The organism is Acinetobacter sp. V89_4 (genome assembly GCF_029967875.1).
Lineage (GTDB): Bacteria > Pseudomonadota > Gammaproteobacteria > Pseudomonadales > Moraxellaceae > Acinetobacter > Acinetobacter oleivorans.
In genome coordinates, this window is the sequence record NZ_JASCAI010000029.1 from 1 (window position 1) to 23,919 (window position 23,919).

Sequence of the window (23,919 nt, forward strand, 5' to 3'; positions counted from 1 at the left end):
CGACCTTCACTCAAGATGGCAGTGCAACAGCACCGAGCATCAGTGTGGCGGATAACACTTATACTGACCTTGCAGGTAACCTAGGTACTGGCGCTAACCTTACTGGCTTGACTTCAGATGTGGTAGCACCGACGCTTGCGATCAGTGCAACAGACCTGAATCTTGCTCTTGGTGAAAGCACCACAGTAACCTTCACATTCAGTGAAGCAGTAACTGGCTTTGATGCAACAGATGTGACCTTGGCAGGTGGTACGCTTACTGGCTTGACCACAGCAGATGGTGGTGTGACCTGGACAGCGACCTTCACTCAAGATGGCAGTGCAACAGCACCGAGCATCAGTGTGGCGGATAACACTTATACTGACCTTGCTGGCAACTTGGGTACTGGCGCTAACCTTACTGGCTTGACTTCAGATGTGGTAGCACCGACGCTTGCGATCAGTGCAACAGACCTGAATCTTGCTCTTGGTGAAAGCACCACAGTAACCTTCACATTCAGTGAAGCAGTAACTGGCTTTGATGCAACAGATGTAACCTTGGCAGGTGGTACGCTTACTGGCTTGACCACAGCAGATGGTGGTGTGACCTGGACAGCGACCTTCACTCAAGATGGCAGTGCAACAGCACCGAGCATCAGTGTTGCAAATAACACCTATACTGACCTTGCAGGTAACCTAGGTACTGGTGCGGCATTGGCTGGTTTAGTGGCAGATATTGTTGCACCGACGCTTGCGATCAGTGCAACTGACCTTAACCTGTCTGTAGGTGAAAGCACCACAGTAACCTTCACATTCAGTGAAGCAGTAACTGGCTTTGATGCAACAGATGTGACCTTGGCAGGTGGTACGCTTACTGGCTTGACCACAGCAGATGGTGGTGTGACCTGGACAGCGACCTTCACTCAAGATGGCAGTGCAACAGCACCGAGCATCAGTGTTGCAAATAACACCTATACTGACCTTGCAGGTAACCTGGGTACTGGCGCTAACCTTGCTGGTCTTGTTCTTGTGCCAACAATTACTGCACATGACAATGTAGATAGTGTGGCAATTGATATTGTTCCATTAACTACAACGGGTATTAATGCTGGTTCTGCAACCTATCTAGCATTGATAGGCGTAACTGAGGGTCTCAACGTATCGCTTCTAGGTACCCCGAGTGTGAGCTTCAGTATTGCTGCTGGACATACTTCAGACGCAACGATTAGCTATGGCGCTTTACTAAGTTTGTCTTTGCTTAACGACTATAAAATAGTGTTACAAAAACAAGCACCAGATGGTTCGTGGCAGAATGTTGCAGGTGATGCTAGTACGGGATTAATTAACGTCGGAATACTCGGTGGTAATGGATTCGGTGCGACTATCACAGACTTGGCAAGTGGTTCTTATAGAGCGTTTATGGTCTATACCGGTGTTGGTGTAGGATTGTTAGGCACAATGAGTGTGGTTCGCGATGACTATAATCACACAGTAGTACCTACATATAGTGCAGCAACAGTGAGCGGTAATGTGCTTACTGATGATGATTCAACTATATATGGTCCTTCATATGTGCCAGATACAATTACAGGAACAACAGTTGTGTCTACTGTTGTGGGTGAGCAAGTAGGTGCAATACCAACATCTATTGGTTCTTCAACCCCAGTAATAGGAGCTTATGGAACACTTACTATCTCTGCAAATGGTTCATATAGCTATACACCAACTGCTAATGCTGCAAACATTGGTAAAGTAGATAGCTTCACTTACACGATTACTGATCCTGTATCAGGTGGTACTAGTACAGCGGTATTGCACATACAAATTGGATCACCTGATGTCAGCATTACTTGGAATACTGCTAGTCCTGGAACGGATGGTACGACTCAAATCGTTGCCAATGCAGACCAAGCTGTTGCAACGGTTGATTTTAGTAACTCAACTGATACACCTGTAGATGTTCCAAGTCCGAACATAACAATCAACTTGATTGGTTCGACTTCTGTAATTTCTAATACTTTCACCGTTGGGGCTGGAGAATTAGTAGATGTACAGGTAGCAGCAACTTATGCTAACCAACCATTGTTGAGTGCATTACCAACAGTGAGCTATGTTGTTCAGCAATTTGTTGGTGGAGTATGGGTTGATACTACTTATACTGGTTCGGCGACAGCACTTGCGAGCGTGGGTGGTATTAGTCTCGGGACTGTAGCTTTCCAAGATTCCGTTCTACACTTGGAAGCAGGTACATACCGTGTTCAATATACGTTGACAGCGATTACACTTGGTGTAACCACATTGGATACTCAAGTAACGACCACTACAACTCACTTGAACAATTATTCATCTGACTGGATTCATGGAAACATTGTCCATGGTGACACAATAGGTGGAGTTGCAGACAGTGGTATCTTTACTGCTGATGGTGTCAAACTCTATGTTGAAACAAGTCCTGGTGTATATGTTGAGGCTACTGGACAATCTATCACTACTGCGAATGGTACATTTGTGATCAATTCAAATGGTGACTATGATTACCGTGCCAATACTTCATCATTAACATTAACGAATCCAACCGATACCATTAACTATAAGTTGGTGGCAGCGAATGGCGCCGAGTCTTTATCGTCATTGACAGTTAATCTGACTACTTCTGATTACAATACTCATGTAATTAGCACATCAGGAAATGATACGTTCAATACAGATACTGGCACGATTGGGGCTGGTTCAGATACTCTCATTTATCATGTATTAAATAACGTTGCTATAGGTAATGGTGGTAATACAGGTGGTAATGGTGTAGATACTTGGACTAACTTCCATGTGGGTAATGTTGCTACAGATCAGCAAGCTGATTTGATTGATATCAGAGGATTACTCGATGGAGCTCAAACAGATGCTACTATTGGACAATATCTCAATGTCGTTGTAAGTGGTGGTAATACAACAATTCAGATTGACCGTGATGGATTAACTGGGGTGATTCTACCTACAAATAACTTTACGAATCTGTTGGTTTTACAAGGTGTTACGACTAGTGAGGCAGAGTTGCTTGCTAATGGTCAAATTATCTATTAATAGATAATTAACCAAATAAAAAAAGAGCCTTCGGGCTCTTTTTTTATGTTTAAACAATACGTTAATCTAGCTTTTAGTTTGTCCGTGCTATGATGTATTGAAAATTTTATAGAACAAAAATTAACGAATAGGGACTAAATTCGAGTGACGGCATTTTTAAAATTCCAAAGACAAATGAACCTTTGGTTAGAACAAGTTATTCAGCACGTTCCGAGTCTTAAACAGGATATTATTTTATTTTTATCTTATGGCTCTAAAGACCAAAGATGTAGTGTCTGGCAAAGTGAGAAAACAAATTTAGAGCAGGCTAAAAAACAATTATTAGATTTTATTAATAACCAGTTTGCACATGAACCACTTGCTGATTATATAAAAATTGATGTGGCATATAACTTAACAAGACAAGCTTGGAAGGAAGTAGCACAGCAGGTTCACCATCAATTTCACAACAACCACTACCGTAAAGGGATTGGTTTTGATGAACACTGTTCAGTGGCTTTTCTTGAGCAAGAGATTTATGGAAAAGCAATCATTCGAGGCTTGAGCTACGACAAACCAAACTTTTTTGATGAAACAAACCTAAATTATGCAATTAAGCAAAAATATAACGCTCCAAAACCACAGATTAAATTACAAGAGTTGCAAGACATTTGGACTTTTGATACCTACGCAGCATTTTATGAAAATGAGGAATTTATTAACTTAGCGAGTGGTTATGATGTAAATGGAATTAGAGGAATTTCAAGCAATAAAAAACAGCATTTTCAGCATATAATTGAGCAAAATTCGGCGTTTCTTCATGACCAGATTCAAGAAAATGGCAAATTTATTTATGGTTATTTTTCTGCCTATGATCGGGATATTCGTAACTACAATACGGTACGTCACTGTACCTCGGTATATGCCTTACTAGAAACTTTTGAAGTGCAGAACAAGCTAGAATATTGGCCCAAAATACATGCTGCCATTCACTATGCACTGACCAACTTTTATAAAGAAAAAGACTCAGAAACAGCCTTTATGATTGATGGTAAAGAAGGGGAGTTCGAAATCAAATTAGGCGCCAATGCGGCCGCTATTTTAATGTTAACTAAATATCAAGAAATTACTCAAAAAGCGGATTATCAAAAATATGCAGAAAAACTAGCAAATGGTATTTTAAAATTAGTCGATTCAAATGGCTCAACAACTCATGTATTAAATTATCCAGATTATGATTTAAAAGAGAAATTTAGAATTATTTATTATGATGGTGAAGCTGCTTTAGCATTATTACGTTTATATCAAACTAACGAAGATTCTAGATTATTAGAAACCGTTAAATTAATGTTTGAGTGTTTTATTGAAAAGAGATATGAAAAATACCATGATCATTGGTTAAGTTATTGTACAAATGAGCTCACTAAAATATGCCCTGAAGATAAATATTTTATTTTTGGTTTAAATAATTATTTAAAACATTTTATCTTTATTAAAAATCGAAAAACAACATATGCAACTTTATTAGAAATGCTAATGGCTGCTTATAAAATGGTGAACCGTTTAAAAGAGCAGGGGCGGACAGCACTTTTTGAGCAGGCTTATATGTCTGAGCTTCAAAAGCTAATTGAGTTTAGAGCTGATTTCCAAACTACAGGATTTTTTTATGCGGAAATGGCGATGTATATGGCTCGGCCAGATAAAATTTTACATGCGTTTTATATTCGCCATGATCGTTTTCGAGTACGGATTGATGATCAAGAACACAACTTATCGGGTTACATTGCTTACGTTAAAGATTACAAAGGTGATGAGCCATGAAATATCAGCCTGTTGAAATCAAGTTATTAGCGCATATCGATACGACAAGTTTCGATGAAGCTTTATGGCAATTCGAATTTGACGATGATATTTCAACGCTACTGCTAATCGACTACGCATTAGAGCAATTTCAGCAAAAAAGTGTACAAGCTCAAGATGACTATGTTGTCCCTGAACATCTATCTGAGCAATTAGGTCAGCAAAATCTAGGCTTAAAACCCTCGGAACATTACAACTTCATTGAACTATTGCAGTTGCTAATTTTCACCCAAGCATCAGATGTGAAAGATGCTTTAAGCAATATGCTCTGCGGTACACATGAGCAAGCCTACTTAATTTTGTCAAAAAGAGCTGCTACCTATAATTTAAATTTGAAAAAAGGAAGTACACAAAACCAGTTAAAACATTTGTTTTTATTAGTTAAAAATATTTATAGCCATCCAGCTGAAATCAGAAAACTATTCTTTATAAAAGAGCTGAATTTTAAAGGAAAGTCTTATCTACCACAGACTCTATTAATGGCACAGAATGTAGTAGAGGTTTTATCTCTTACAAATTCATTTAGAAAAATTTATCTGACATTCTTTGAGGAAAACCAGACTATCGGTTTCTTTTCTTTTTTAGATGATATTCATCGTGCTGAGCACTTAATTCCTTATTATCACTGTTTTCAAGCACTGACTGTAAGACCTAAAAGTTGCTCCACCCCAAGCGGCATTATTAACATTTTGGGGGATACTTATTTCGGGGAAATCTACACTGAAAAGCGTAAGGCGAGAGGACAAATGGATGCTCTGCAGCAATATGGGTATGACTATCCATTTGATAAAATAAAAGCCTTTTTAGGGGAACATGACCTAAATATTGCTAACTTTGAAGCTGTCTTTGCTTTAGAAACCAAATCTCCTTTAGTACATAAAAAACCATTTATTCTTAAAGCTGATGCCGAACAAACATTAGCAGCGTTCAAAAATATTCACCTTAACCATGTGGTATTGGCAAATAACCATTTAAAAGACTATGGTGATCCTGGGTTAGCTTATACATTACAACAATTTGATCAGGCCAATATTTCTTATATCGGTGCAGGCACAAATCAAAAAGAAGCCCATAACTACTTTGAAATCACTTTTAATAACAAGCATTACACTATTTTTAACGGCTATTGGCACAGAGACACTGCCTATCTAGATTATGATTTTTATGCCTTAGGTCCTAAGAGTGGAGTTGCATGTCTAAATGGGGTTTTGCTTGAACAAATAGGTCGTTATAAGCAGACTAACCCTGAGCATAAAGTTATTGTTATTTCTCATTGGGGTATCGATTTTAAGCCAATTACAAAAGAGCAGAGCAAGCTTGCTGATATTCTGACTCAAGCTGGTGCGGACCTCGTTATCGGTCATGGAGCTCATACCATCCAACCAATTAAAGTGATTAATCAAAAGCCTGTGGTATTTGGTATTGGCAATGCGGTTTTTAATAGCAATGGTGAATATACAGAGCAAAATGCTTTGCCGTATGGATGTATTGCCCGGCTAGATTTGTCAAAAGATCGACTGCGTTTATATCCAATCTATACCAATAATTTGAAAACATTTTGGCAGCCGTATCCAGTCAATGAGGACGACTATTCAGAGGCCAGCAGTTATATGACTTCATTACTGCCCCCTGAAAATTATTATGCGGCACAAGATGATTTAGGTTTTTTCATCGAAATGAGTTTTTAAAATTTTTATGGATAACGTTGGTAATTTTCTAAAATTGTTTGAAGTTGGACCGATGTAAAACCTAAATTTCTAAGTCCACCGCTACCACGTTTACATTCAGCACTCGCCATGATGTTGGTTGGTGTGCGTTTTGTGGCATTAGGCGCACAGACATGTTTTAGACCAAACACATGCCCCATTTCGTGTACGCTGCCAGCCTGAATATTATAATTGAGTCGGTTCCAATCTAATAAAACAAAAGGTTTACCATTATTACGAAATGCTCTACTTGTTACATCTTCAAATTTCCATTTAGTCGAATAGGCATCATAAATAAAAACGATGACTTCCTTGCTGGCAGTTCTTTTAGGAAAACAGGTATTTACACTGGCAGGAATAGTTTCAGTAGAGATCGGGTAGGGTTGATTGATCTGCTGTTTTAAATCGCAATGTAATTTTGAAAACTCTTCGTAAGGGATATAACGGTGTAATTTGAATTTAAAAATCTTATTATTTTTATCATCTACATAATATTTATTTAATATTTTGATTTCTTTACGCATCTGTTGGTAATTATCAAACTTTGTAGCTTCTGGAGAATTAGTGGTAAAAACGAATGTGACAGGAACGATAGGGCGGCCATCTATTGATACTTTAGGTACTTCTCCTGAAGGAATAGGAGGGCGAGTAGTACAAGAAGCGCAAAGTAAAGTCCCAGTAACCACCAATAATATTTTTTTCATGCAGATTTCCCTCAAGCCCACCTTGGATTGCATTTAGTTTTAGTCAAAAATTTTTATATGATATGAATTATGTCAATTTTTATGGAGTCCATTTTGACAACTCAGTATGAACTACATCGGCATATTTTAGAAGTCATTGCTTTGATTCCTTACGGAAAAGTCGCAACTTATGGGCAAGTGGCTCGTATGGCAGGGTTACCTAAACATGCGAGATTAGTTGGCTATGTTTTGAAACATCTTGAAGCAGATCATCAAGTCCCTTGGTATCGGGTTATTAATTCTCAAGGCAAAATTAGCCTAAGCAAATTTAATGACAAAGGTGAAAATGTTCAGCAGTTAAAGCTAGAAGCTGAAGGAGTCTATTTGTTAAATGGTAAAGTAAACTTAAAGCAATTTGCTTGGCAGCCTTAACGACCCTAGAAATGCTATTTTTAAAATCATTGCCTAAATTATTAAAATTAACAAAATAGGCAATATTGAAATTATCGAACAATTAAAACAGGAATATGACTTTCACCTAAGACCTTTTGTGCAACACTACCAAGTACAAGTTTTCGGACCCCTGTACGGCCATGAGAACCCATAACAATCAGATCTGCATTTAAGTCTTGAGCAGCCTGAATAATCTCTTCATGTACAACAAAACCTTCAAGTAGTTTGGTTTCGACAGTAATGCCTTCATCGGCAAATTCTTGTTTTGCGTGTTCTAAAATATCGAGTAAATAGGTTCTTGTCCGTTCAATTAAATCATTCGTTTGACCAGTTTTTACATAGGCGTCAGCAATAAACGGATCAAGAGCCATAACTTGCACAACCGTAATTTTGCTATTTAACGCTTTTCCCAGTTTGATTGCCTCTTTCATGGCAATTAAAGAAGTTTCAGAACCGTCAATTGGTACAAGAATATGTTGATATAACATGAGTGTTTTCCTTATTGTAATGATGCTTATATATTCAATACTTTATACTTATTTTTTGACGATTTAAATTCAAGCACGTAATCATTTGTGAGTTTATACCAACAAATTTTTGTAGATATATTTTTATAGATTCCGCAAATTTTCTATATGTCTAGATAAAGCATCTATATCTTCAGTTTGTAAATATTCGCGTATTTTCAAAATTTGCTTCTCATCCAAATCATAGAGTTTTAAAGCAAGCAGTTTATCGATTTGTTCTTGTGGAAAACGATATTTAATAATTTTCGCAGGCACGCCACCTACAATTGCATAGGGTGGAACATCTTTAGTAACCACAGCTCCGGTTGCAACCACTGCACCTTCACCAAGTTTGACCCCTTGCATAATCATTGCACGACTACCAATCCAGCATCCATCTGCAATTACAGTATCACCAGCTGCTAAAAAACTACGGGTATCAAAAGGGAAAGTTGAAATCCAGTCTGGTCTATGAAGTTGGTTGCCACCCATCATAATGACGCATTCAGCGCCAAAGCAAACAAAATTGCCAATATGAAGTTGATCAATTGGTTTATCAGGTGTCGAGGCTTTATCATGTAAGTAACGCACGACACAACGTTCAAAACCTTGATCCCAATAGGCTGAATAATATGAGTAATTACCTTTAATATGGATATTCGGGTTTTTAACAGTTTTATGGATAAATTCAAACTCACACCAATGACGAACTGGTGTGTTAATTAAAGAGTTATCCATGTGTGATTTCCCAAAAATATATCAATGATATTGAATAAAAACCCCTCATAAAGAGGGGCTAGTTGTGCATTATCTTAGAGATATTCTACACTTACGATTTCATATTCGACTTCGCCTTGAGGAGTCACGATTTTTACTTCATCGCCTTCACTCTTACTCAAAAGACCACGTGCGATTGGTGAGTTCACCGAGATTTTATTAATTTTAAAATCTGCTTCGTCATCGCCAACAATTTTATAAGTTTTACGTTCTTCAGTATCAAGATTTTCAATTGTTACTGTTACACCAAAAACAACACGGCCATTTTGCTCAAGTGTTTTAACATCAATTTCTTGAGCAGCGCCTAATTTACCTTCGATATCCTGAATACGGCCTTCACAGAAACCTTGCTGTTCACGTGCAGCATGATATTCAGCATTTTCCTTTAAGTCGCCATGTTCACGTGCTTCTGCAATAGCTTGAATAATACGTGGACGTTCAACAGATTTTAAATGTTGTAATTCTTTCTCTAAGGCAATTTTACCTTCAGGGGTCATTGGATAGCGTTGCATTTTGGTCCCTCTTAATTTGAGAAAACACAGTTAAAAAAAATGAAAAAATCCCGCCACCGATAAGGTGACGGGACTTATCGGTAACAAATTAACCTACAGTTAAATCTTGCAAGCGGTATACATCCATTGGCAATTTCACATCAAAAGCTTGGCAAACAGCTTCTGCACCATTGATAGTCGTTGTGTAATACACTTTGCCTTGTAGGGCAGCACGACGAATCATTGCAGAGTCATATTGAGCTTGTTTACCTTCAGTGGTATTGACAATAAGGTGTATTTCACCATTTTTCAAGCGGTCAACAATATGTGGACGACCTTCAGTCACTTTATTCACAGATTCACATTCTAAACCTGCTTCTTTAAGCACTTGGTATGTACCACCTGTTGCAATAAGCTTGAAGCCATATGCAGCTAATTTCTTAGCGATATCTGCAATATATTTCTTGTCAGATTCACGTACAGATAAGAAAGCATGTTTGACTTCGCCTTCAGTTGGTAAACCTGGTAAGCGATCATTTGAGCCTAAAACAGCTTTATAGAATGCTTCACCAAATGTTTTACCAACGCCCATTACTTCACCTGTAGACTTCATCTCAGGTCCAAGCATTGGGTCTACGCCTTGGAATTTAGCGAATGGGAAAACAGCTTCTTTCACAGCAAAGTGTGTTGGAATGATTTCTTTAGTAAACCCTTGAGATTCAAGAGATTGACCAGCCATACAACGTGCAGCTACTTTTGCTAAAGAATCACCAATACATTTCGATACGAATGGAACTGTACGTGAAGCACGTGGGTTAACTTCAAGAACGTAAACATCATCGCCTTTAACTGCGAACTGAACGTTCATTAAACCAACCACACCAAGTTCTTTTGCCATCGCAACAGTTTGACGACGCATTTCATCCTGAATTTCTTTAGATAAAGAATAAGGAGGAATTGAACATGCTGAGTCACCTGAGTGAATACCTGCTTGTTCGATGTGCTGCATGATACCGCCGATCACAACATCTTTACCGTCAGATACACAGTCAACATCAACTTCAGTTGCATCATCTAGGAAACGGTCAAGAAGAACAGGGGCTTCGTTAGATGCCTGAACTGCTTCACGAAGGTAACGTTTAAGTTCTTCTTCGTTGTATACGATTTCCATCGCACGACCACCTAATACATAAGATGGACGAACAACTAACGGATAACCTACTTTCGCAGCTTCAGAGATACCTTCTTCAGCAGATTTTACAATGCTGTTGTTTGGTTGACGAAGCTGTAAACGTTGGATCATTTGCTGGAAACGTTCACGGTCTTCTGCACGGTCAATTGCATCTGGTGATGTACCAATAATTGGTGTACCAGCTTCTTCTAAAGCACGTGCCAATTTAAGAGGTGTTTGACCACCGTACTGTACGATCACGCCTTTTGGCTTCTCTGTACGTACGATTTCAAGTACATCTTCAAGTGTTACAGGTTCGAAGTACAAACGATCTGATGTGTCGTAGTCAGTAGAAACAGTTTCAGGGTTACAGTTAACCATGATTGTTTCATAACCATCTTCACGCATAGCTAATGCAGCGTGTACACAGCAGTAGTCAAATTCGATACCTTGACCAATACGGTTTGGACCACCACCAATGACCATGATCTTGTCACGATTTGATGGATTTGCTTCACATTCTTCATCGTAAGTTGAATACATGTATGCAGTACCAGATTCAAACTCGGCAGCACATGTATCAACACGTTTGTAAACTGGATAAACACCCAAGTTCCAACGTTGTTTACGGAATTGCTTTTGTGAAATACCCATGAGGTGCGCAATACGAAGGTCAGACAAACCTTTGCGTTTGAAAGCACGGATATTGTCAGCGTTTAAGTCACCAAAACCTAAAGCTTTTACTTCAGCTTCAGTTTTAACGATGTCTTGAATTTGAATGAGGAACCAACGGTCAATTTTGGTTGCTTCAAACACTTCATCTAAAGAGAAACCATGACGGAAAGCATCTGCTACATACCAGATACGCTCAGGGCCTGGAACTTTAAGCTCTTTTAAAATGGTTTCTTTTGCATTTGTTGCGCCAGCTTCGATTTTTTCATCAAAACCGCTTACACCAACTTCAAGACCACGTAATGCTTTTTGTACAGATTCTTGGAAGTTACGGCCAATTGCCATGACTTCACCAACAGATTTCATCTGAGTGGTAAGAACTGGTTCTGCTTGTGGGAATTTCTCGAAGTTAAAACGAGGAATCTTCGTTACAACATAGTCAATCGATGGTTCGAAGCTTGCAGGAGTCACGCCACCAGTGATGTCATTTTTCAATTCATCAAGGGTATAACCAACAGCAAGTTTTGCTGCGATTTTTGCGATTGGGAAACCTGTTGCTTTAGAAGCAAGAGCAGATGAACGTGATACACGTGGGTTCATCTCAATAACAACCATACGTCCATCTTTCGGGTTAATACCGAACTGAACGTTAGAACCACCTGTTTCAACACCAATTTCACGAAGAACTGCAACCGAAGCATTACGCATCAATTGATATTCTTTGTCTGTTAATGTCTGAGCAGGAGCAACGGTAATTGAGTCACCCGTGTGAACGCCCATTGGGTCAAAGTTTTCGATCGCACATACGATAATACAGTTGTCGTTTTTGTCACGAACAACTTCCATTTCGTATTCTTTCCAGCCAATTAAAGATTCATCAATCAATAACTGGTGAGTAGGAGAGAGGTCAAAACCACGTTCACAAATTTCAAGGAATTCTTCGCGGTTATATGCAATACCACCGCCCGAACCACCCATTGTAAATGATGGACGGATAATTACTGGGAAACCAAAGCGTGACTGGATTGCTAAAGCTTCTTCCATTGTTTCAGCAATGGCAGCTTTTGGACATTCCAATCCAATTTTACGCATAGCGATATCGAAGAGTTTACGATCTTCGGCTTTCTCAATCGCTTCTTTGCTTGCGCCAATTAATTCAACATTATATTTTTCAAGAACGCCATGCTCATCAAGCGCAAGAGCACAGTTCAATGCAGTTTGACCACCCATCGTTGGTAATACTGCATCTGGACGTTCTTTTTCAATAATCTGTGCAACTGTTTGCCAAGTAATCGGCTCAATATAAGTTGCATCAGCCATTGAAGGATCTGTCATGATGGTCGCTGGGTTAGAGTTAACCAAAATAACACGATAGCCTTCTTCACGAAGAGCTTTACATGCTTGAGCACCTGAGTAGTCAAACTCACATGCCTGTCCAATCACAATCGGGCCAGCACCAATAATTAAGATGCTTTTAATATCCGTACGTTTAGGCATTATTCGCTCCGTAATTACTGTTTAGATGCTTCGATAAGTTCGATGAAATGATCGAACAAAGGTGCACAATCATGTGGACCAGGACTTGCTTCAGGGTGACCTTGGAAGCTGAAAGCTGGTTTGTCTGTGCGGTGGATACCTTGTAAGGTGCCATCGAACAATGATTTATGCGTTGCTTTTAAGTTAGCCGGTAAAGTTTCTGCATCTACAGCGAAACCATGGTTCTGTGAAGTAATCATCACTGTACCATCTTCAAGATTTTGTACAGGATGGTTAGCACCGTGGTGACCATGGTTCATTTTTACAGTTTTTGCACCAGAAGCGAGTGCCAAGATTTGGTGGCCTAAGCAAATACCAAATACAGGTAATGTTGTGGTTTCAACAATAGTTTTTACAGCTTCGATTGCGTAATCACAAGCAGCTGGATCGCCAGGACCATTTGAAAGGAATACGCCATCCGGATTAAGTGCCAATACTTTTTCAGCCGGAGTTTCTGCAGGTACAACGGTTAATTTGCAACCGCGGTCTGCAAGCATACGTAAGATGTTGGTTTTGACACCGTAATCGTATGCAACTACATGATATTTTAATTCAGGTTGAGAGAAGCCTTGACCTAGAGTCCATGAACCTTCAGACCATTCAAAACCAGTTGGATCACAACATTCTTTTGCAAGGTCTAAGCCATTTAAGCCACCAAAAGCACGAGCTTTTGCAATTGCTTCTTCTTCAGTAATATTTTCACCAGCAAGGATGCATCCGTTTTGTGCACCAGTCTGACGTAAAATACGTGTTAATTTACGCGTATCAATATCTGCGATTGCAACAACATTGTGTTCTTGCAGATATTCGCTCAGCGACTGCTCAGCACGGAAGTTACTGTGTAGTAGAGGAAGGTCACGAATAATTAAACCATTCGCCCATACTTTATGGATACGACCAGATTCAACGTCTTCCGCGTTACAACCAGTGTTACCAATATGAGGGTAAGTTAATGTCACAATTTGTTGTGCATAACTTGGGTCAGTCAAAATTTCTTGATAGCCAGTCATGGCTGTGTTAAAAACGACTTCTCCAGTCGTACTTCCCGTTGCGCCGATTGACGTTCCTTTAAAGATCGTTCCATCTGCGAGGGCTAAAATGGCGGGGATGCTCAAACCAAAGCTCCTGAATTTCGGCTGTAAAAAAGCGAGTAGACCCAAAAAAGATCGGCGATGTTTGGATAAAACATGCCCTCCCTATCGGTCTGCCCGCTTGTAACTTAACAGCGCATTATACGCATGGAACCCCTAAAAGTCTATTTATTTTCTGCTAAAAAATATAATTCATTGCTTGCTTTTTATAAAAAAATTATCCACTCATCTGAATCAGATACTTTTGATAAATTGTCTAACAATTTGCAAGGAGAATTCTTTGAACTGGATTTATTGTATTGCTAGTTAAAAAATAAACAATATGAGGAAATAGTATGAGCAATAATGAAGTTTCAAAAGAAGTGAGTGAAAAAACTCAAGCAGTAGTTGAATCAGTCAAAGCTGAGGTCAATGAAGTGAAAGAAACCATAGCTGCAACTACAACTAAGGCTAAAAAAACAGTAACCGCTAAAACTGCACAGGTAAAAGAAACTGTTGCTGAAAAAACTGAGCAAGTTAAAGAAGTTGCTACTGAAGCAAAAGCTCAGGTAAAAGAGGCGATTGCTGAAACTCAAGAACAAGTCCAAGAAGTTTTAAGTGAGGCTCAAGAGAAAATTGAAGCTGAAACTCACGAGTTAAATAAAAATATTCAAAATCAATTTGTCCAAATTAAACAAGATATTTTACAACGTCTTGATGTGATTAAGGCTCAGTTTAGTACTTCGCAAGAAGGGTTATCTGATCTTAAAAATGCTTTGAAAGCAGAAATTAATGCGCTTATTGAAGATTTAACAAAAGTGAGCAAAGAGCTTAAAGGTGATATTAGCCAGATTTCTTTGAAACACAAAGATTCTCTAAGTGAAAGTATTAAACGTACTAAAAATAATGCAGTTGAAGCTTGGAATAAAGCACGAGACAATTAATGATCACTGCTTTGGTCTAGCTATAAAAAAGCGAGAATTAATTTCTCGCTTTTTTATTTTTAGAACTGATGTAACCAGTCACGTTTATTATGGAAATCTGCACTTTTTCCACTATGCTGCATTGCATAGTACTGCATACCTTCTTTGGTTTTTAAAACTGTAGTTAAACCTAAATAAAGGTTTGCCCATTTCAAGCGATGCTGTTGCATAAATTGCCCTAAATCGAGACTAACATTTAAGCCATAGTGAGTACGCTTGAGATGATTCAGTTCAATATCGTAAGCAGCAAGGGGAGGTATACTTTCTGGATAGCGGTATTCTTCAAACTGATATGACTGCCATGCTTGAGAAGGGGAAAGATTAATCTCCCGATAATAATCTTCATCATGCACGCCAACAAAAATTTCGAAACAAGTTTCTTCCCACAAAAAATCTTGACGAGGATGAGCCGCGACTTCTTGAGGCCATATAATAAGTTGATTTGGATCACGAATCCAAAAACCGATATTTAAAGTATAGGGTGCTTGCTGTTCAATTGCGCCAACAACGGAAACAGCATGAAAACGATCAAAAGCTGAAAGTTCGTAACTTGCCATAGTTTGTCAAATTAAATTAGTTTGCTAAGTGAGCGTGACGAACAAGATTAGACAAATGCTGGTTTTGTTTAGCTGCTTTTTTGTAAAGCAAAACAATTTTACCAATTTTTTGCACAGCTTCTGCACCAGTTGCTTCTACAATTGCTTCAATTGTTGCAGTACGCGCTTCACGGTCTTCACCAGCAATCTTAACTTTAATAAGCTCATGGTCGTTTAAAGCACGAAGCGTTTCTTCGATTACTGCGTCTGTTAAGCCTTGTCCACCAATCATGACAACTGGATTAAGCACATGACCAATTTGACGTAAACGTTTACGTTCATGGATAGATAAAGCGGCCATTAAAAATACCTGATTTTAAAAACGGCTTAGTATAGCAAAAAACTTAAATCCAGATGTACGAAAAACTGTATAAATAATCGATCAACATTATTGGAAAAAAACTGTAAAACTTAGTGAGATTACGCTACATCCGTACTGTAATGAGAGTAATTTTCACGTACAATGAACGATCAGAAGTTTTTTTGATATTTAGTGAGTTATGGCAACACGCATTACAAACCAGAAATTGTCGAAAAGTAGTCGTGCGTGGATGAGAGAACATCTAGACGATCCTTTTGTTAAAAAAGCTCAAAAGGAAGGGTATCGTGCTCGAGCGGCCTATAAACTTCTTGAAATTCAAGAAAAATATAAGCTGATCAAGCCAGGCATGACGGTAGTAGATTTGGGTGCGGCTCCTGGTAGTTGGTCTCAAATCGCAGGGAAACTTGTTGGTAGCAAAGGTTTAGTGATTGCTTCCGATATTTTGCCTATGGATGCTTTGCCTGATGTCACTTTCTTACAAGGCGACTTTAGAGAAGAAGATGTATTTGAAAAATTGTTAAATATTTTAAATGGGCGACAAGTAGACATTGTAATTTCTGATATGGCCCCCAATACATCTGGTAATAGGGCTGTTGATCAACCTAGACAGATTTACTTATGTGAACTGGCTTTAGATTTTGCTCAAAAGGTTCTTGGTCCTAATGGACAACTTGTGGTTAAAGTGTTCCAAGGTGCAGGATTTGATGAGTTTCGTAAACAAGTAGTTGATAGTTTTGATGTGTTAAAAACAGTAAAACCAGCAGCTTCTCGTGCACGATCTAAAGAAGTTTTTTTGGTTGGACAAGGGCGTAAGAAAGCATTGCAATAAAGTTTACTTGCCAAGCTCCTAAAAATTGTGCATTTTGTACTTTTAGGTTATCCGCAAGCAATACAGTTGCTGCTTTTATGACGATCGGCCAAGATTGGGCATGATCAAATTAGATCGATATGGGAATAAAGCTTTGAGCGATTACTTCAAGAATGCCGTATTGTGGCTAATAATACTTGGTGTTCTGATTTTAATTTTCAGTAATATCAGTGACCGCAACAAGCCTACTGCGATGAAATATTCAGATTTCGTTGCAGCGGTGAATAGTGGCCAAATTAAGCAAGTCACAATTGACGGTTTAAATATTAATGGTGAAAAAACTAACGGATCACAGTTTGAAACTGTTCGTCCGCAAGTTGAAGACACTGAGCTTATGCCAAGCTTAAATAAACAAAATGTTGTTGTTGAGGGAACAGCTCCACAACGTCAAGGCATTTTGATGCAACTTCTCATTGCTAGTTTCCCTGTACTGTTAATCATTTTGTTATTCATGTTCTTTATGCGTAACATGGGTGGTGGTGCAGGCGGAAAGAATGGACCGATGAGTTTTGGTAAATCGAAGGCAAAAATGCTTTCTGAAGACCAAATCAAAGTCAATTTTTCTGACGTCGCCGGCTGTGATGAAGCAAAACAAGAAGTTGTTGAAATTGTTGATTTCTTAAAAGACCCTGCAAAATTCAAACGTTTGGGCGCGACTATTCCTCGTGGCGTACTTATGGTTGGTCCTCCGGGTACTGGTAAAACATTATTAGCTAAAGCAATTGCTGGTGAAGCGAAAGTTCCTTTCTTCAGCATTTCAGGTTCTGACTTTGTAGAAATGTTCGTGGGTGTGGGTGCGTCCCGTGTCCGTGATATGTTTGAGCAAGCGAAACGTCACGCGCCATGTATCATCTTTATCGATGAGATTGATGCTGTTGGTCGTCACCGTGGTTCGGGTACAGGTGGTGGTCATGATGAGCGTGAACAAACCTTAAACCAGATGCTTGTGGAAATGGATGGTTTTGAAGGTAATGAAGGCGTAATCGTTATTGCTGCAACTAACCGTGTTGATGTGCTTGATAAAGCATTATTACGTCCAGGTCGTTTTGACCGTCAAGTAATGGTTGGTTTACCGGATATTCGTGGTCGTGAGCAAATTCTGAATGTACATTTGAAAAAATTACCTTCAGTTACAGGTGTGGACATGAAAGTGTTAGCACGTGGTACGCCAGGTTTCTCTGGTGCACAGTTGGCTAACCTTGTTAACGAAGCTGCATTATTTGCTGCACGCCGTAATAAGAATACGGTCGACATGCATGACTTTGAAGATGCAAAAGACAAAATCTACATGGGTCCAGAGCGTAAGTCGATGGTTCTACGTGAAGAAGAGCGTCGTGCAACTGCTTATCATGAAGCTGGTCATGCAATTGTTGCAGAGATTTTGCCTGGTACAGATCCTGTTCATAAAGTAACGATCATGCCACGTGGTTGGGCTTTGGGTGTAACTTGGCAGTTACCTGAACAAGACCAGATTAGCCATTATAAAGACAAGATGCTAAATGAAATTGCGATTTTGTTTGGTGGTCGTATTGCTGAGGAAGTGTTTATCCAACAGCAATCTACTGGTGCTTCAAACGACTTTGAGCGAGCTACTAAAATGGCGCGTGCAATGGTTACTAAGTACGGTATGTCTGACAAAATGGGCGTAATGGTTTACGAAGATGAAAACCAAAATGGTTTCTTTGGAAATGTAGGAAGCCGTACGATTTCTGAAGCAACTCAACAGTTAGTTGATGAAGAAGTGCGTCGTATTCTTGATGAGCAATATAAAGTTGCACGTAATATCTTAGAAGGTAATAAAGATATTGCCCATGCAATGGTAAAAGCTTTGATGGAATGGGAAACCATTGATCGTGATCAAATTCGTGACATTATGGAAGGCCGTGAACCGCAACCACCTAAGGTGTATGTTGCTGAAAATCCAGTGGCTGCATTTGAACCACCAAAAGATGGTCCATCTACACCACCACCATTACCAGCAATGAACTAAATGAGTTAAGCAAAAGAGCCACAGTCATGTGGCTCTTTTTTTATGCATGTATTTCAGACAAAGCCGAAAAGAAATCAGCAGTATATTGATCAGAGTCTTGTTAAAATGTTGCCGAATACTAAATTGGAGCTTGTCATGCAGTTAATGCCTTTACCTCAGCAAATTCTACAATGTGGGCAGCTTCAGTTGGATTTATCACAGCCTCATGTTATGGGTATTTTAAATGTCACGCCAGATTCTTTTAGTGATGGTGGAAAACATAATCAAGTGGATCAAGCTATTGCACATGCGCTAGTCATGATAGAGCAGGGTGCTACCATTATTGATATTGGTGGGGAATCTACTCGTCCGGGGGCATCTGAGGTAAGTGTAGAAGAAGAAATTAGAAGAGTTGTACCTGTAGTTGCAGCTTTAGCTAAACATGATGTGATTCTATCAATTGATACGAGTCAGCCAGATGTTATCCGTGTAGCAAAAGAAGCGGGTGCTCATATTTGGAATGATGTACGTGCGCTTACTCGACCAAATGCTTTAAAAACGGCAGTAGAGTTGGATATCCCTGTGGTGATCATGCATATGCGTGGTGAGCCCACCACAATGAATCAGCTAGATCAATATACGAATGTGACATTGGATGTAATGCAAGAGCTTCAGCAGCGCGTTGAAGAGGCTTTAACTGCAGGTGTAAAAAAACAGAATATTATTATTGATCCAGGATTTGGTTTTGCAAAAAATGCGCAGCAAAATTTAAGACTGTTAAATGAATTTTGGAAGCTTAGTGAAATGGGTTATCCAATTTTATCGGGTCTTTCTCGTAAACGTTTTATTGGCGAAGCTTTACACGGCGTAGCTGCAGATCAGCGTGCGGTAGGAAGTGTTACGGGGCATTTGCTTAGTATTCAGCAAGGAGCGTCAATTGTTCGTGCACATGATGTAAAAGCCATGCATGATACAATTCTTGTTTGGAAAGCGATGAAACAAGCTTAAAAAAATAGGCTTTTATAATCAGACTATGATTGATTAATTTCATGGGTTAGATGATTGAGTCAGGGAAAATTGTCGTTATTGTTTTGAAAATATGTTATAAGCGGCAAGTTTCTGCTGCTGTGTAAACTTTTGTATGTTCGAAGACTTACTTCTCCCAATGTTTGATGATGAGTATTATCCAGATATTTTAGTCGCTGAACTCAAGCAGTTAATTGAACAATTTGCCAAAAAAGTTCAGAAGCCTGCTTTAGCTGATCAGGATATTTATCGATATGCTCATCAAACTGTAATTGAAATCAATGAAATGAAACCTCAGTTCGAAGATCTAGATTCTTCCTTGGATGATAGTGCTGCTGACTATATTGCTGAAGCAATGATGATGGTGGCACAGGATGCAGGATATTTAGACCTTGAAATGGAAGAGCTGGTGATGAATCGAGAGTGGTGATTACTCTCGATTCACAATACCTTCAAATGCATCTAATAAATGACAAGATGCTTTTAAATGAATTTCATCTAGTTCTTTAGTTTTTAAAACTAAAACACCATTCTCTTGAGAGTTGGCGCCTATTAATAAAGTGATCCAATAAGTTTCTATTTTTCGTTCTAATGCTTTGAATTTATCTATTATCTATTTGGATGCTTTAACTAAATAATCATCTTTGATGATAGAGTAACCTGAAAAATACTAATGGTTATCTCTGAAATAAACAGTGCTAGAAAAAAGATCTGTAGCATGAACCTTTGTTAAGGGGAGAGTGCTAACTAGAAGTAATAATATTCTTATCATACAATTCATTTTAATTAGGCATAAAAAAACCAGCTTACGCTGGATTCTTTGTAGCACCAAATTCAATATTTGAAAATGGTGCCCGGGGCCGGACTCGAACCGGCACGCTTTGTGGGCGGGGGATTTTAAATCCCCTGTGTCTACCTATTTCACCACCCGGGCATGTGCGCAATAATAGAGGACAAGTGCGCGATTGGCAAGAGAAAACCAGAGAGTTTGCTTTATTTTCAATCAGTTCTTGTTCGTGTTTATATAAATTAACCAATTTATGTCATGATTTGTTCATTAAACTGAGATCAGTTGTTCATCTTATCTACTTAACTTTAAGACACTCATTGCTTAAAACTTAGGTAATTTTATGTCAGAGAAAATTTCACGCCGAGAATTAATTCAAAAAAGTCTGTTCGGTTTTGGGGCGCTATCTTTGCCGGTAGCTTTTTCGGGTTGTAATGATGGTTCCGATGAAGAAAGTTCGGAGGCACAAGCAGATTTTTTACATGGAGTTGCGAGCGGCGACCCTTTGCAGGATAAAGTAATTTTATGGACGCGTTTAACACCGGTAGATCTTAGTGCGCGCCTTAATGTGACTTGGGAAATTGCTACCGATGACCAGTTTAAGCTGAACTTGAAGACTGGCGTGGTTCAAACGACTAAGACAGATGATTTCACCGTGAAAGTAGATGCAACAGGTCTACAGACGGATACCATTTATTATTACCGTTTCCATTTTGGTAATAAAACTTCACCTGTGGGTCAAACTAAAACTTTGCCTGTAAGTACCAATAAGGTCAGCTTTGCAGTATGTTCTTGTTCTAACTATCCTGCGGGTTACTTCTATGTTTATCGTGAAATAGCAAAACAGAATGTGGACGTAGTCATTCATTTGGGAGATTACATTTATGAATATGGCGCTGATGGATATGCGACAGAAGATGCCGAAAAATTGGGCCGTACTTTGCCATCTGATAATAATAAAGAAATTATTAAACTAGAAGATTATCGCAAACGTTATGCGCTATATCGTCAGGATAAAGACTTGCAGGCAGTTCATCAACGTCATCCTTTCATTGTAATTTGGGATGACCATGAGTTAGCAAATGATACTTGGCGTGATGGTGCGGAAAACCATCAAGATAATGAAGGATCTTTTTCTGATCGTAAGTTAGCTGCTCTACAGGCTTATTTTGAATGGATGCCAATTCGCCCTGTTTCTAACACTGATCATCTAAATATTTATCGTCAGTTTAATTTTGGGTCACTTGTACAACTAACAATGCTAGATACACGCATTATTGCGCGAGATGAACAGCTTGAATATAAGGACTATATGACAGCTTCTGGTTTAGACGCTCAAAAATTTCAGGCTGATTTAACAGATTCAAAGCGTACTTTAATGGGACTCACACAAAGAGATTGGTTGGTTGATAAATTAAAGCAATCTACAGCAACATGGAATGTGATTGGTCAGCAAGTCTTAATGAGTAAAATGTGGATTCCTGCTGAGTTATTGGTTTCTCTGGGGCAAATTACTTCAGGCGGAACTTCGCCAGATGCGTTAGCTAAAATGAATGCGCAAATTACAGAATTAGTCACATTGAAATTACGATTAGAGCAGGGTGATCCAACTTTAACTGTTCAAGAAAAAGCGCGAGTCACAACTTTAGTTCCATATAATCTCGATGCTTGGGATGGGTACTATGCTGAGCGAGAGTTTGTGTATGATAAATTAGCAGAGTTTAATAAGAAAATTATTGTTTTGGCTGGCGATACCCATAATGCATGGACATCTTACCTGTATAGCCAAAAAAGGAAGTATGTCGGTGTTGAACTGGCGACAAGCTCAGTTTCTTCACCGGGTCTTGAAAAATATTTAAGTATTCCTTTGGATCAGTTGCAAAAGTTTGAATTTGCCTTTACTACACTTATCGATGAATTGACGTATTGTAATTTAAATCAACGCGGTTATTTGGTCGTTACGCTCGATGATACGCAAGTGCAATCGGATTGGATTTTTGTGGATTCAATTAAAAATGCAGAATATAAAGTAGATTCAAGTCGACACTATCAATTGGTGTTAGATGCGAATTTAACACCTGAAAAAGATAAGCAAAAAACTGCTTAAATAGATCGAGTGGAGAGGGGGTGCTAATAAGCATCCTTTTTTATAGGCATAAAAAAACCAGCTTACGCTGGGTTTTTTATTGCACCAATTTCTATACTAGAAAATGGTGCCCGGGGCCGGACTCGAACCGGCACGCTTTGTGGGCGGGGGATTTTAAATCCCCTGTGTCTACCTATTTCACCACCCGGGCTTTACCAAATTTGGAGGCGGAGGTCGGAATCGAACCGGCGTCCACGGAGTTGCAGTCCGCTGCATGACCACTCTGCCACCCCGCCTACATTTGGTGATGCACATATTAGCAACCTTTAGAAAAAAAACAATACTGTTTTGAGATAAGATGAACATAAAAGCAACATCTAGAATAAATTTGTCCAAATAATCATGTATTATTGGCACATTAAATTCATGTCTACCTTGGAGATGTGCTGTGGCATTGGTTTTAGACGGTCGTGCATTAGCAAAGCAAATTGAAGAAAATTTGTCAGTACGTGTTGAAGCTTTAAAAGCTAAAACAGGTCGTACCCCAATTTTAGCGACTATTTTGGTTGGGGATGATGGCGCATCTGCAACTTATGTACGCATGAAAGGAAATGCTTGCCGTCGAGTAGGCATGGATTCTTTAAAAATTGAGTTATCACAAGAAACTACAACAGAACAATTATTAGCTGAAATCGAAAAGCTAAATGCTAATCCAGATGTTCACGGTATTCTTCTACAACATCCCGTTCCTGCACAAATTGATGAGCGCGCATGTTTTGATGCAATCTCATTAGCTAAAGATGTTGATGGTGTAACTTGTCTTGGTTTTGGCCGTATGGCTATGGGCGAAGCTGCATATGGTTCAGCAACTCCTGCGGGCATTATGACCATTTTAAAAGAAAACAACATTGAAATTGCTGGTAAACATGCGGTTGTGGTTGGTCGTTCAGCAATTTTAGGTAAACCAATGGCAATGATGCTATTGCAAGCGAATGCAACAGTAACGATTTGTCATTCACGTACTCAAAATTTACCTGAGCTTGTGAAACAAGCTGACATTATTGTTGGTGCTGTAGGTAAAGCTGAACTCATCCAAAAAGACTGGATTAAACAAGGTGCAGTAGTTGTTGATGCTGGTTTCCATCCACGTGATGGCGGTGGTGTAGGCGACATTCAGCTACAAGGTATTGAAGAAATAGCTTCTGCTTACACGCCAGTACCAGGTGGTGTAGGTCCAATGACAATTACAACTTTGATTCGTCAAACTGTAGAAGCTGCTGAAAAAGCTTTAGGTTAATTTAATTTATTCACGACGGCGT

General features: G+C 39.0%; 20 protein-coding genes and 3 tRNA genes. 12 read left to right on the forward strand and 11 right to left on the reverse strand.

The genetic code is table 11. The features are described 5' to 3' along the window. The 3 genes from QLG01_RS15905 to QLG01_RS15915 form a co-directional block, all read left to right on the forward strand. Positions 1-3,059: BapA/Bap/LapF family large adhesin (locus tag QLG01_RS15905; RefSeq protein WP_282496921.1), on the forward strand; the 3,059-nt coding region annotated here is incomplete at its 5' end. Between the two features lie 144 nt (positions 3,060-3,203). Next, on the forward strand, positions 3,204-4,859 hold the full coding sequence (locus tag QLG01_RS15910; protein ID WP_282496922.1) for a poly alpha-glucosyltransferase: 1,656 nt from the start codon (positions 3,204-3,206) through the stop codon (positions 4,857-4,859). After that, positions 4,856-6,586 carry a CapA family protein gene (locus QLG01_RS15915; RefSeq protein ID WP_282496923.1) on the forward strand — a complete coding sequence of 577 codons (1,731 nt, stop codon included), beginning with the start codon at positions 4,856-4,858 and terminating at the stop codon, positions 6,584-6,586. Before QLG01_RS15910 ends, QLG01_RS15915 begins: the two co-directional genes overlap by 4 nt. A 5-nt stretch (positions 6,587-6,591) precedes the next feature. On the opposite strand, the gene QLG01_RS15920 is transcribed toward QLG01_RS15915, so the two are convergent. Beyond that, complete coding sequence (locus QLG01_RS15920) at positions 6,592-7,308, reverse strand: metalloprotease (protein ID WP_282496924.1); 717 nt, start codon at positions 7,306-7,308, stop codon at positions 6,592-6,594. Between the two features lie 81 nt (positions 7,309-7,389). On the opposite strand from QLG01_RS15920, the gene QLG01_RS15925 reads away from it, so the two are divergent. Next, a complete protein-coding gene (locus QLG01_RS15925) occupies positions 7,390-7,719 on the forward strand; it encodes an MGMT family protein (RefSeq protein ID WP_282497027.1) in 330 nt (109 codons plus the stop codon). Positions 7,720-7,790: 71 nt separating this feature from the next. Here QLG01_RS15925 and QLG01_RS15930 read toward each other — a convergent pair whose 3' ends face one another. From QLG01_RS15930 to carA, 5 genes are all read right to left on the reverse strand, one after another. Beyond that, positions 7,791-8,228, reverse strand: a complete 438-nt coding sequence (locus QLG01_RS15930) for a universal stress protein (protein ID WP_049837314.1) — start codon at positions 8,226-8,228, stop codon at positions 7,791-7,793. Between the two features lie 123 nt (positions 8,229-8,351). After that, positions 8,352-8,984, reverse strand: coding sequence for a CatB-related O-acetyltransferase (locus QLG01_RS15935; protein WP_282496925.1), 633 nt, complete (start codon positions 8,982-8,984; stop codon positions 8,352-8,354). Positions 8,985-9,058: 74 nt separating this feature from the next. Next, on the reverse strand, positions 9,059-9,535 hold the full coding sequence (greA, locus tag QLG01_RS15940) for a transcription elongation factor GreA (protein ID WP_005307940.1): 477 nt from the start codon (positions 9,533-9,535) through the stop codon (positions 9,059-9,061). 88 nt (positions 9,536-9,623) lie between these two features. Then, the gene (gene carB / locus QLG01_RS15945) at positions 9,624-12,854 is read right to left on the reverse strand and encodes a carbamoyl-phosphate synthase large subunit (RefSeq protein WP_004790453.1); all 3,231 of its coding nucleotides are present in this window, start codon (positions 12,852-12,854) and stop codon (positions 9,624-9,626) included. Positions 12,855-12,868: 14 nt separating this feature from the next. After that, positions 12,869-14,008, reverse strand: a complete 1,140-nt coding sequence (gene carA / locus QLG01_RS15950; RefSeq protein ID WP_005307938.1) for a glutamine-hydrolyzing carbamoyl-phosphate synthase small subunit — start codon at positions 14,006-14,008, stop codon at positions 12,869-12,871. 123 nt (positions 14,009-14,131) lie between these two features. Here carA and QLG01_RS15955 point away from each other — a divergent pair, with 123 nt between their 5' ends. Further along, on the forward strand, positions 14,132-14,290 hold the full coding sequence (locus QLG01_RS15955; protein ID WP_151989327.1) for a hypothetical protein: 159 nt from the start codon (positions 14,132-14,134) through the stop codon (positions 14,288-14,290). A gap of 29 nt (positions 14,291-14,319) precedes the next feature. Continuing rightward, positions 14,320-14,907, forward strand: coding sequence for a hypothetical protein (locus QLG01_RS15960; RefSeq protein WP_049837312.1), 588 nt, complete (start codon positions 14,320-14,322; stop codon positions 14,905-14,907). 59 nt (positions 14,908-14,966) lie between these two features. On the opposite strand, the gene QLG01_RS15965 is transcribed toward QLG01_RS15960, so the two are convergent. Together QLG01_RS15965 and yhbY are read right to left on the reverse strand one after the other, a co-directional pair. Further along, complete coding sequence (locus QLG01_RS15965) at positions 14,967-15,503, reverse strand: DOMON-like domain-containing protein (protein ID WP_004790459.1); 537 nt, start codon at positions 15,501-15,503, stop codon at positions 14,967-14,969. Between the two features lie 16 nt (positions 15,504-15,519). Next, entirely contained in the window at positions 15,520-15,843 is a 324-nt protein-coding gene (gene yhbY, locus QLG01_RS15970) for a ribosome assembly RNA-binding protein YhbY (protein ID WP_004790462.1), read from the reverse strand. Positions 15,844-16,042: 199 nt separating this feature from the next. Between yhbY and rlmE the strand changes: the two genes are divergently transcribed. From rlmE to QLG01_RS15990, 4 genes are all read left to right on the forward strand, one after another. Beyond that, a complete protein-coding gene (rlmE, locus tag QLG01_RS15975; RefSeq protein WP_004790464.1) occupies positions 16,043-16,693 on the forward strand; it encodes a 23S rRNA (uridine(2552)-2'-O)-methyltransferase RlmE in 651 nt (216 codons plus the stop codon). A 133-nt stretch (positions 16,694-16,826) separates the two neighbouring features. Continuing rightward, positions 16,827-18,722 (forward strand): ATP-dependent zinc metalloprotease FtsH, encoded by a 1,896-nt coding sequence (ftsH, locus tag QLG01_RS15980; protein WP_034591375.1) that lies wholly within the window; start codon positions 16,827-16,829, stop codon positions 18,720-18,722. A gap of 135 nt (positions 18,723-18,857) precedes the next feature. Continuing rightward, a complete protein-coding gene (gene folP / locus QLG01_RS15985) occupies positions 18,858-19,709 on the forward strand; it encodes a dihydropteroate synthase (protein WP_282496926.1) in 852 nt (283 codons plus the stop codon). A 133-nt stretch (positions 19,710-19,842) separates the two neighbouring features. Beyond that, entirely contained in the window at positions 19,843-20,157 is a 315-nt protein-coding gene (locus QLG01_RS15990) for a DUF5713 family protein (RefSeq protein ID WP_005307931.1), read from the forward strand. Positions 20,158-20,575: 418 nt separating this feature from the next. Here the strand turns inward: QLG01_RS15990 and QLG01_RS15995 are convergent. Then, positions 20,576-20,661: transfer RNA gene (locus QLG01_RS15995), tRNA-Leu, on the reverse strand. A 196-nt stretch (positions 20,662-20,857) separates the two neighbouring features. On the opposite strand from QLG01_RS15995, the gene QLG01_RS16000 reads away from it, so the two are divergent. Further along, positions 20,858-22,621: an alkaline phosphatase D family protein gene (locus tag QLG01_RS16000; protein WP_282496927.1), complete on the forward strand. Its 1,764-nt coding sequence runs from the start codon at positions 20,858-20,860 to the stop codon at positions 22,619-22,621. Positions 22,622-22,725: 104 nt separating this feature from the next. Here the strand turns inward: QLG01_RS16000 and QLG01_RS16005 are convergent. Together QLG01_RS16005 and QLG01_RS16010 are read right to left on the reverse strand one after the other, a co-directional pair. Beyond that, positions 22,726-22,811 (reverse strand) — tRNA-Leu (locus QLG01_RS16005). A gap of 11 nt (positions 22,812-22,822) precedes the next feature. After that, positions 22,823-22,896 (reverse strand) — tRNA-Cys (locus QLG01_RS16010). Between the two features lie 152 nt (positions 22,897-23,048). Between QLG01_RS16010 and folD the strand changes: the two genes are divergently transcribed. Further along, positions 23,049-23,897 (forward strand): bifunctional methylenetetrahydrofolate dehydrogenase/methenyltetrahydrofolate cyclohydrolase FolD, encoded by an 849-nt coding sequence (gene folD / locus QLG01_RS16015; RefSeq protein ID WP_003650084.1) that lies wholly within the window; start codon positions 23,049-23,051, stop codon positions 23,895-23,897. Positions 23,898-23,919: the final 22 nt, after the last annotated feature.

Excerpts from the sequence above, each read along its gene's own strand:
- QLG01_RS15915 (WP_282496923.1), top strand. The coding sequence starts at position 4,856 with ATGAAATATCAGCCTGTTGAAATCAAGTTATTAGCGCATATCGATACG.
- QLG01_RS15920 (WP_282496924.1), bottom strand. The coding sequence starts at position 7,308 with ATGAAAAAAATATTATTGGTGGTTACTGGGACTTTACTTTGCGCTTCT.
- QLG01_RS15925 (WP_282497027.1), top strand. The coding sequence starts at position 7,390 with ATGGAGTCCATTTTGACAACTCAGTATGAACTACATCGGCATATTTTA.
- QLG01_RS15930 (WP_049837314.1), bottom strand. The coding sequence starts at position 8,228 with ATGTTATATCAACATATTCTTGTACCAATTGACGGTTCTGAAACTTCT.
- QLG01_RS15935 (WP_282496925.1), bottom strand. The coding sequence starts at position 8,984 with ATGGATAACTCTTTAATTAACACACCAGTTCGTCATTGGTGTGAGTTT.
- greA (WP_005307940.1), bottom strand. The coding sequence starts at position 9,535 with ATGCAACGCTATCCAATGACCCCTGAAGGTAAAATTGCCTTAGAGAAA.
- carB (WP_004790453.1), bottom strand. The coding sequence starts at position 12,854 with ATGCCTAAACGTACGGATATTAAAAGCATCTTAATTATTGGTGCTGGC.
- QLG01_RS15955 (WP_151989327.1), top strand. The coding sequence starts at position 14,132 with ATGGAACCCCTAAAAGTCTATTTATTTTCTGCTAAAAAATATAATTCA.
- QLG01_RS15960 (WP_049837312.1), top strand. The coding sequence starts at position 14,320 with ATGAGCAATAATGAAGTTTCAAAAGAAGTGAGTGAAAAAACTCAAGCA.
- QLG01_RS15965 (WP_004790459.1), bottom strand. The coding sequence starts at position 15,503 with ATGGCAAGTTACGAACTTTCAGCTTTTGATCGTTTTCATGCTGTTTCC.
- yhbY (WP_004790462.1), bottom strand. The coding sequence starts at position 15,843 with ATGGCCGCTTTATCTATCCATGAACGTAAACGTTTACGTCAAATTGGT.
- rlmE (WP_004790464.1), top strand. The coding sequence starts at position 16,043 with ATGGCAACACGCATTACAAACCAGAAATTGTCGAAAAGTAGTCGTGCG.
- folP (WP_282496926.1), top strand. The coding sequence starts at position 18,858 with ATGCAGTTAATGCCTTTACCTCAGCAAATTCTACAATGTGGGCAGCTT.
- QLG01_RS15990 (WP_005307931.1), top strand. The coding sequence starts at position 19,843 with ATGTTCGAAGACTTACTTCTCCCAATGTTTGATGATGAGTATTATCCA.
- QLG01_RS16000 (WP_282496927.1), top strand. The coding sequence starts at position 20,858 with ATGTCAGAGAAAATTTCACGCCGAGAATTAATTCAAAAAAGTCTGTTC.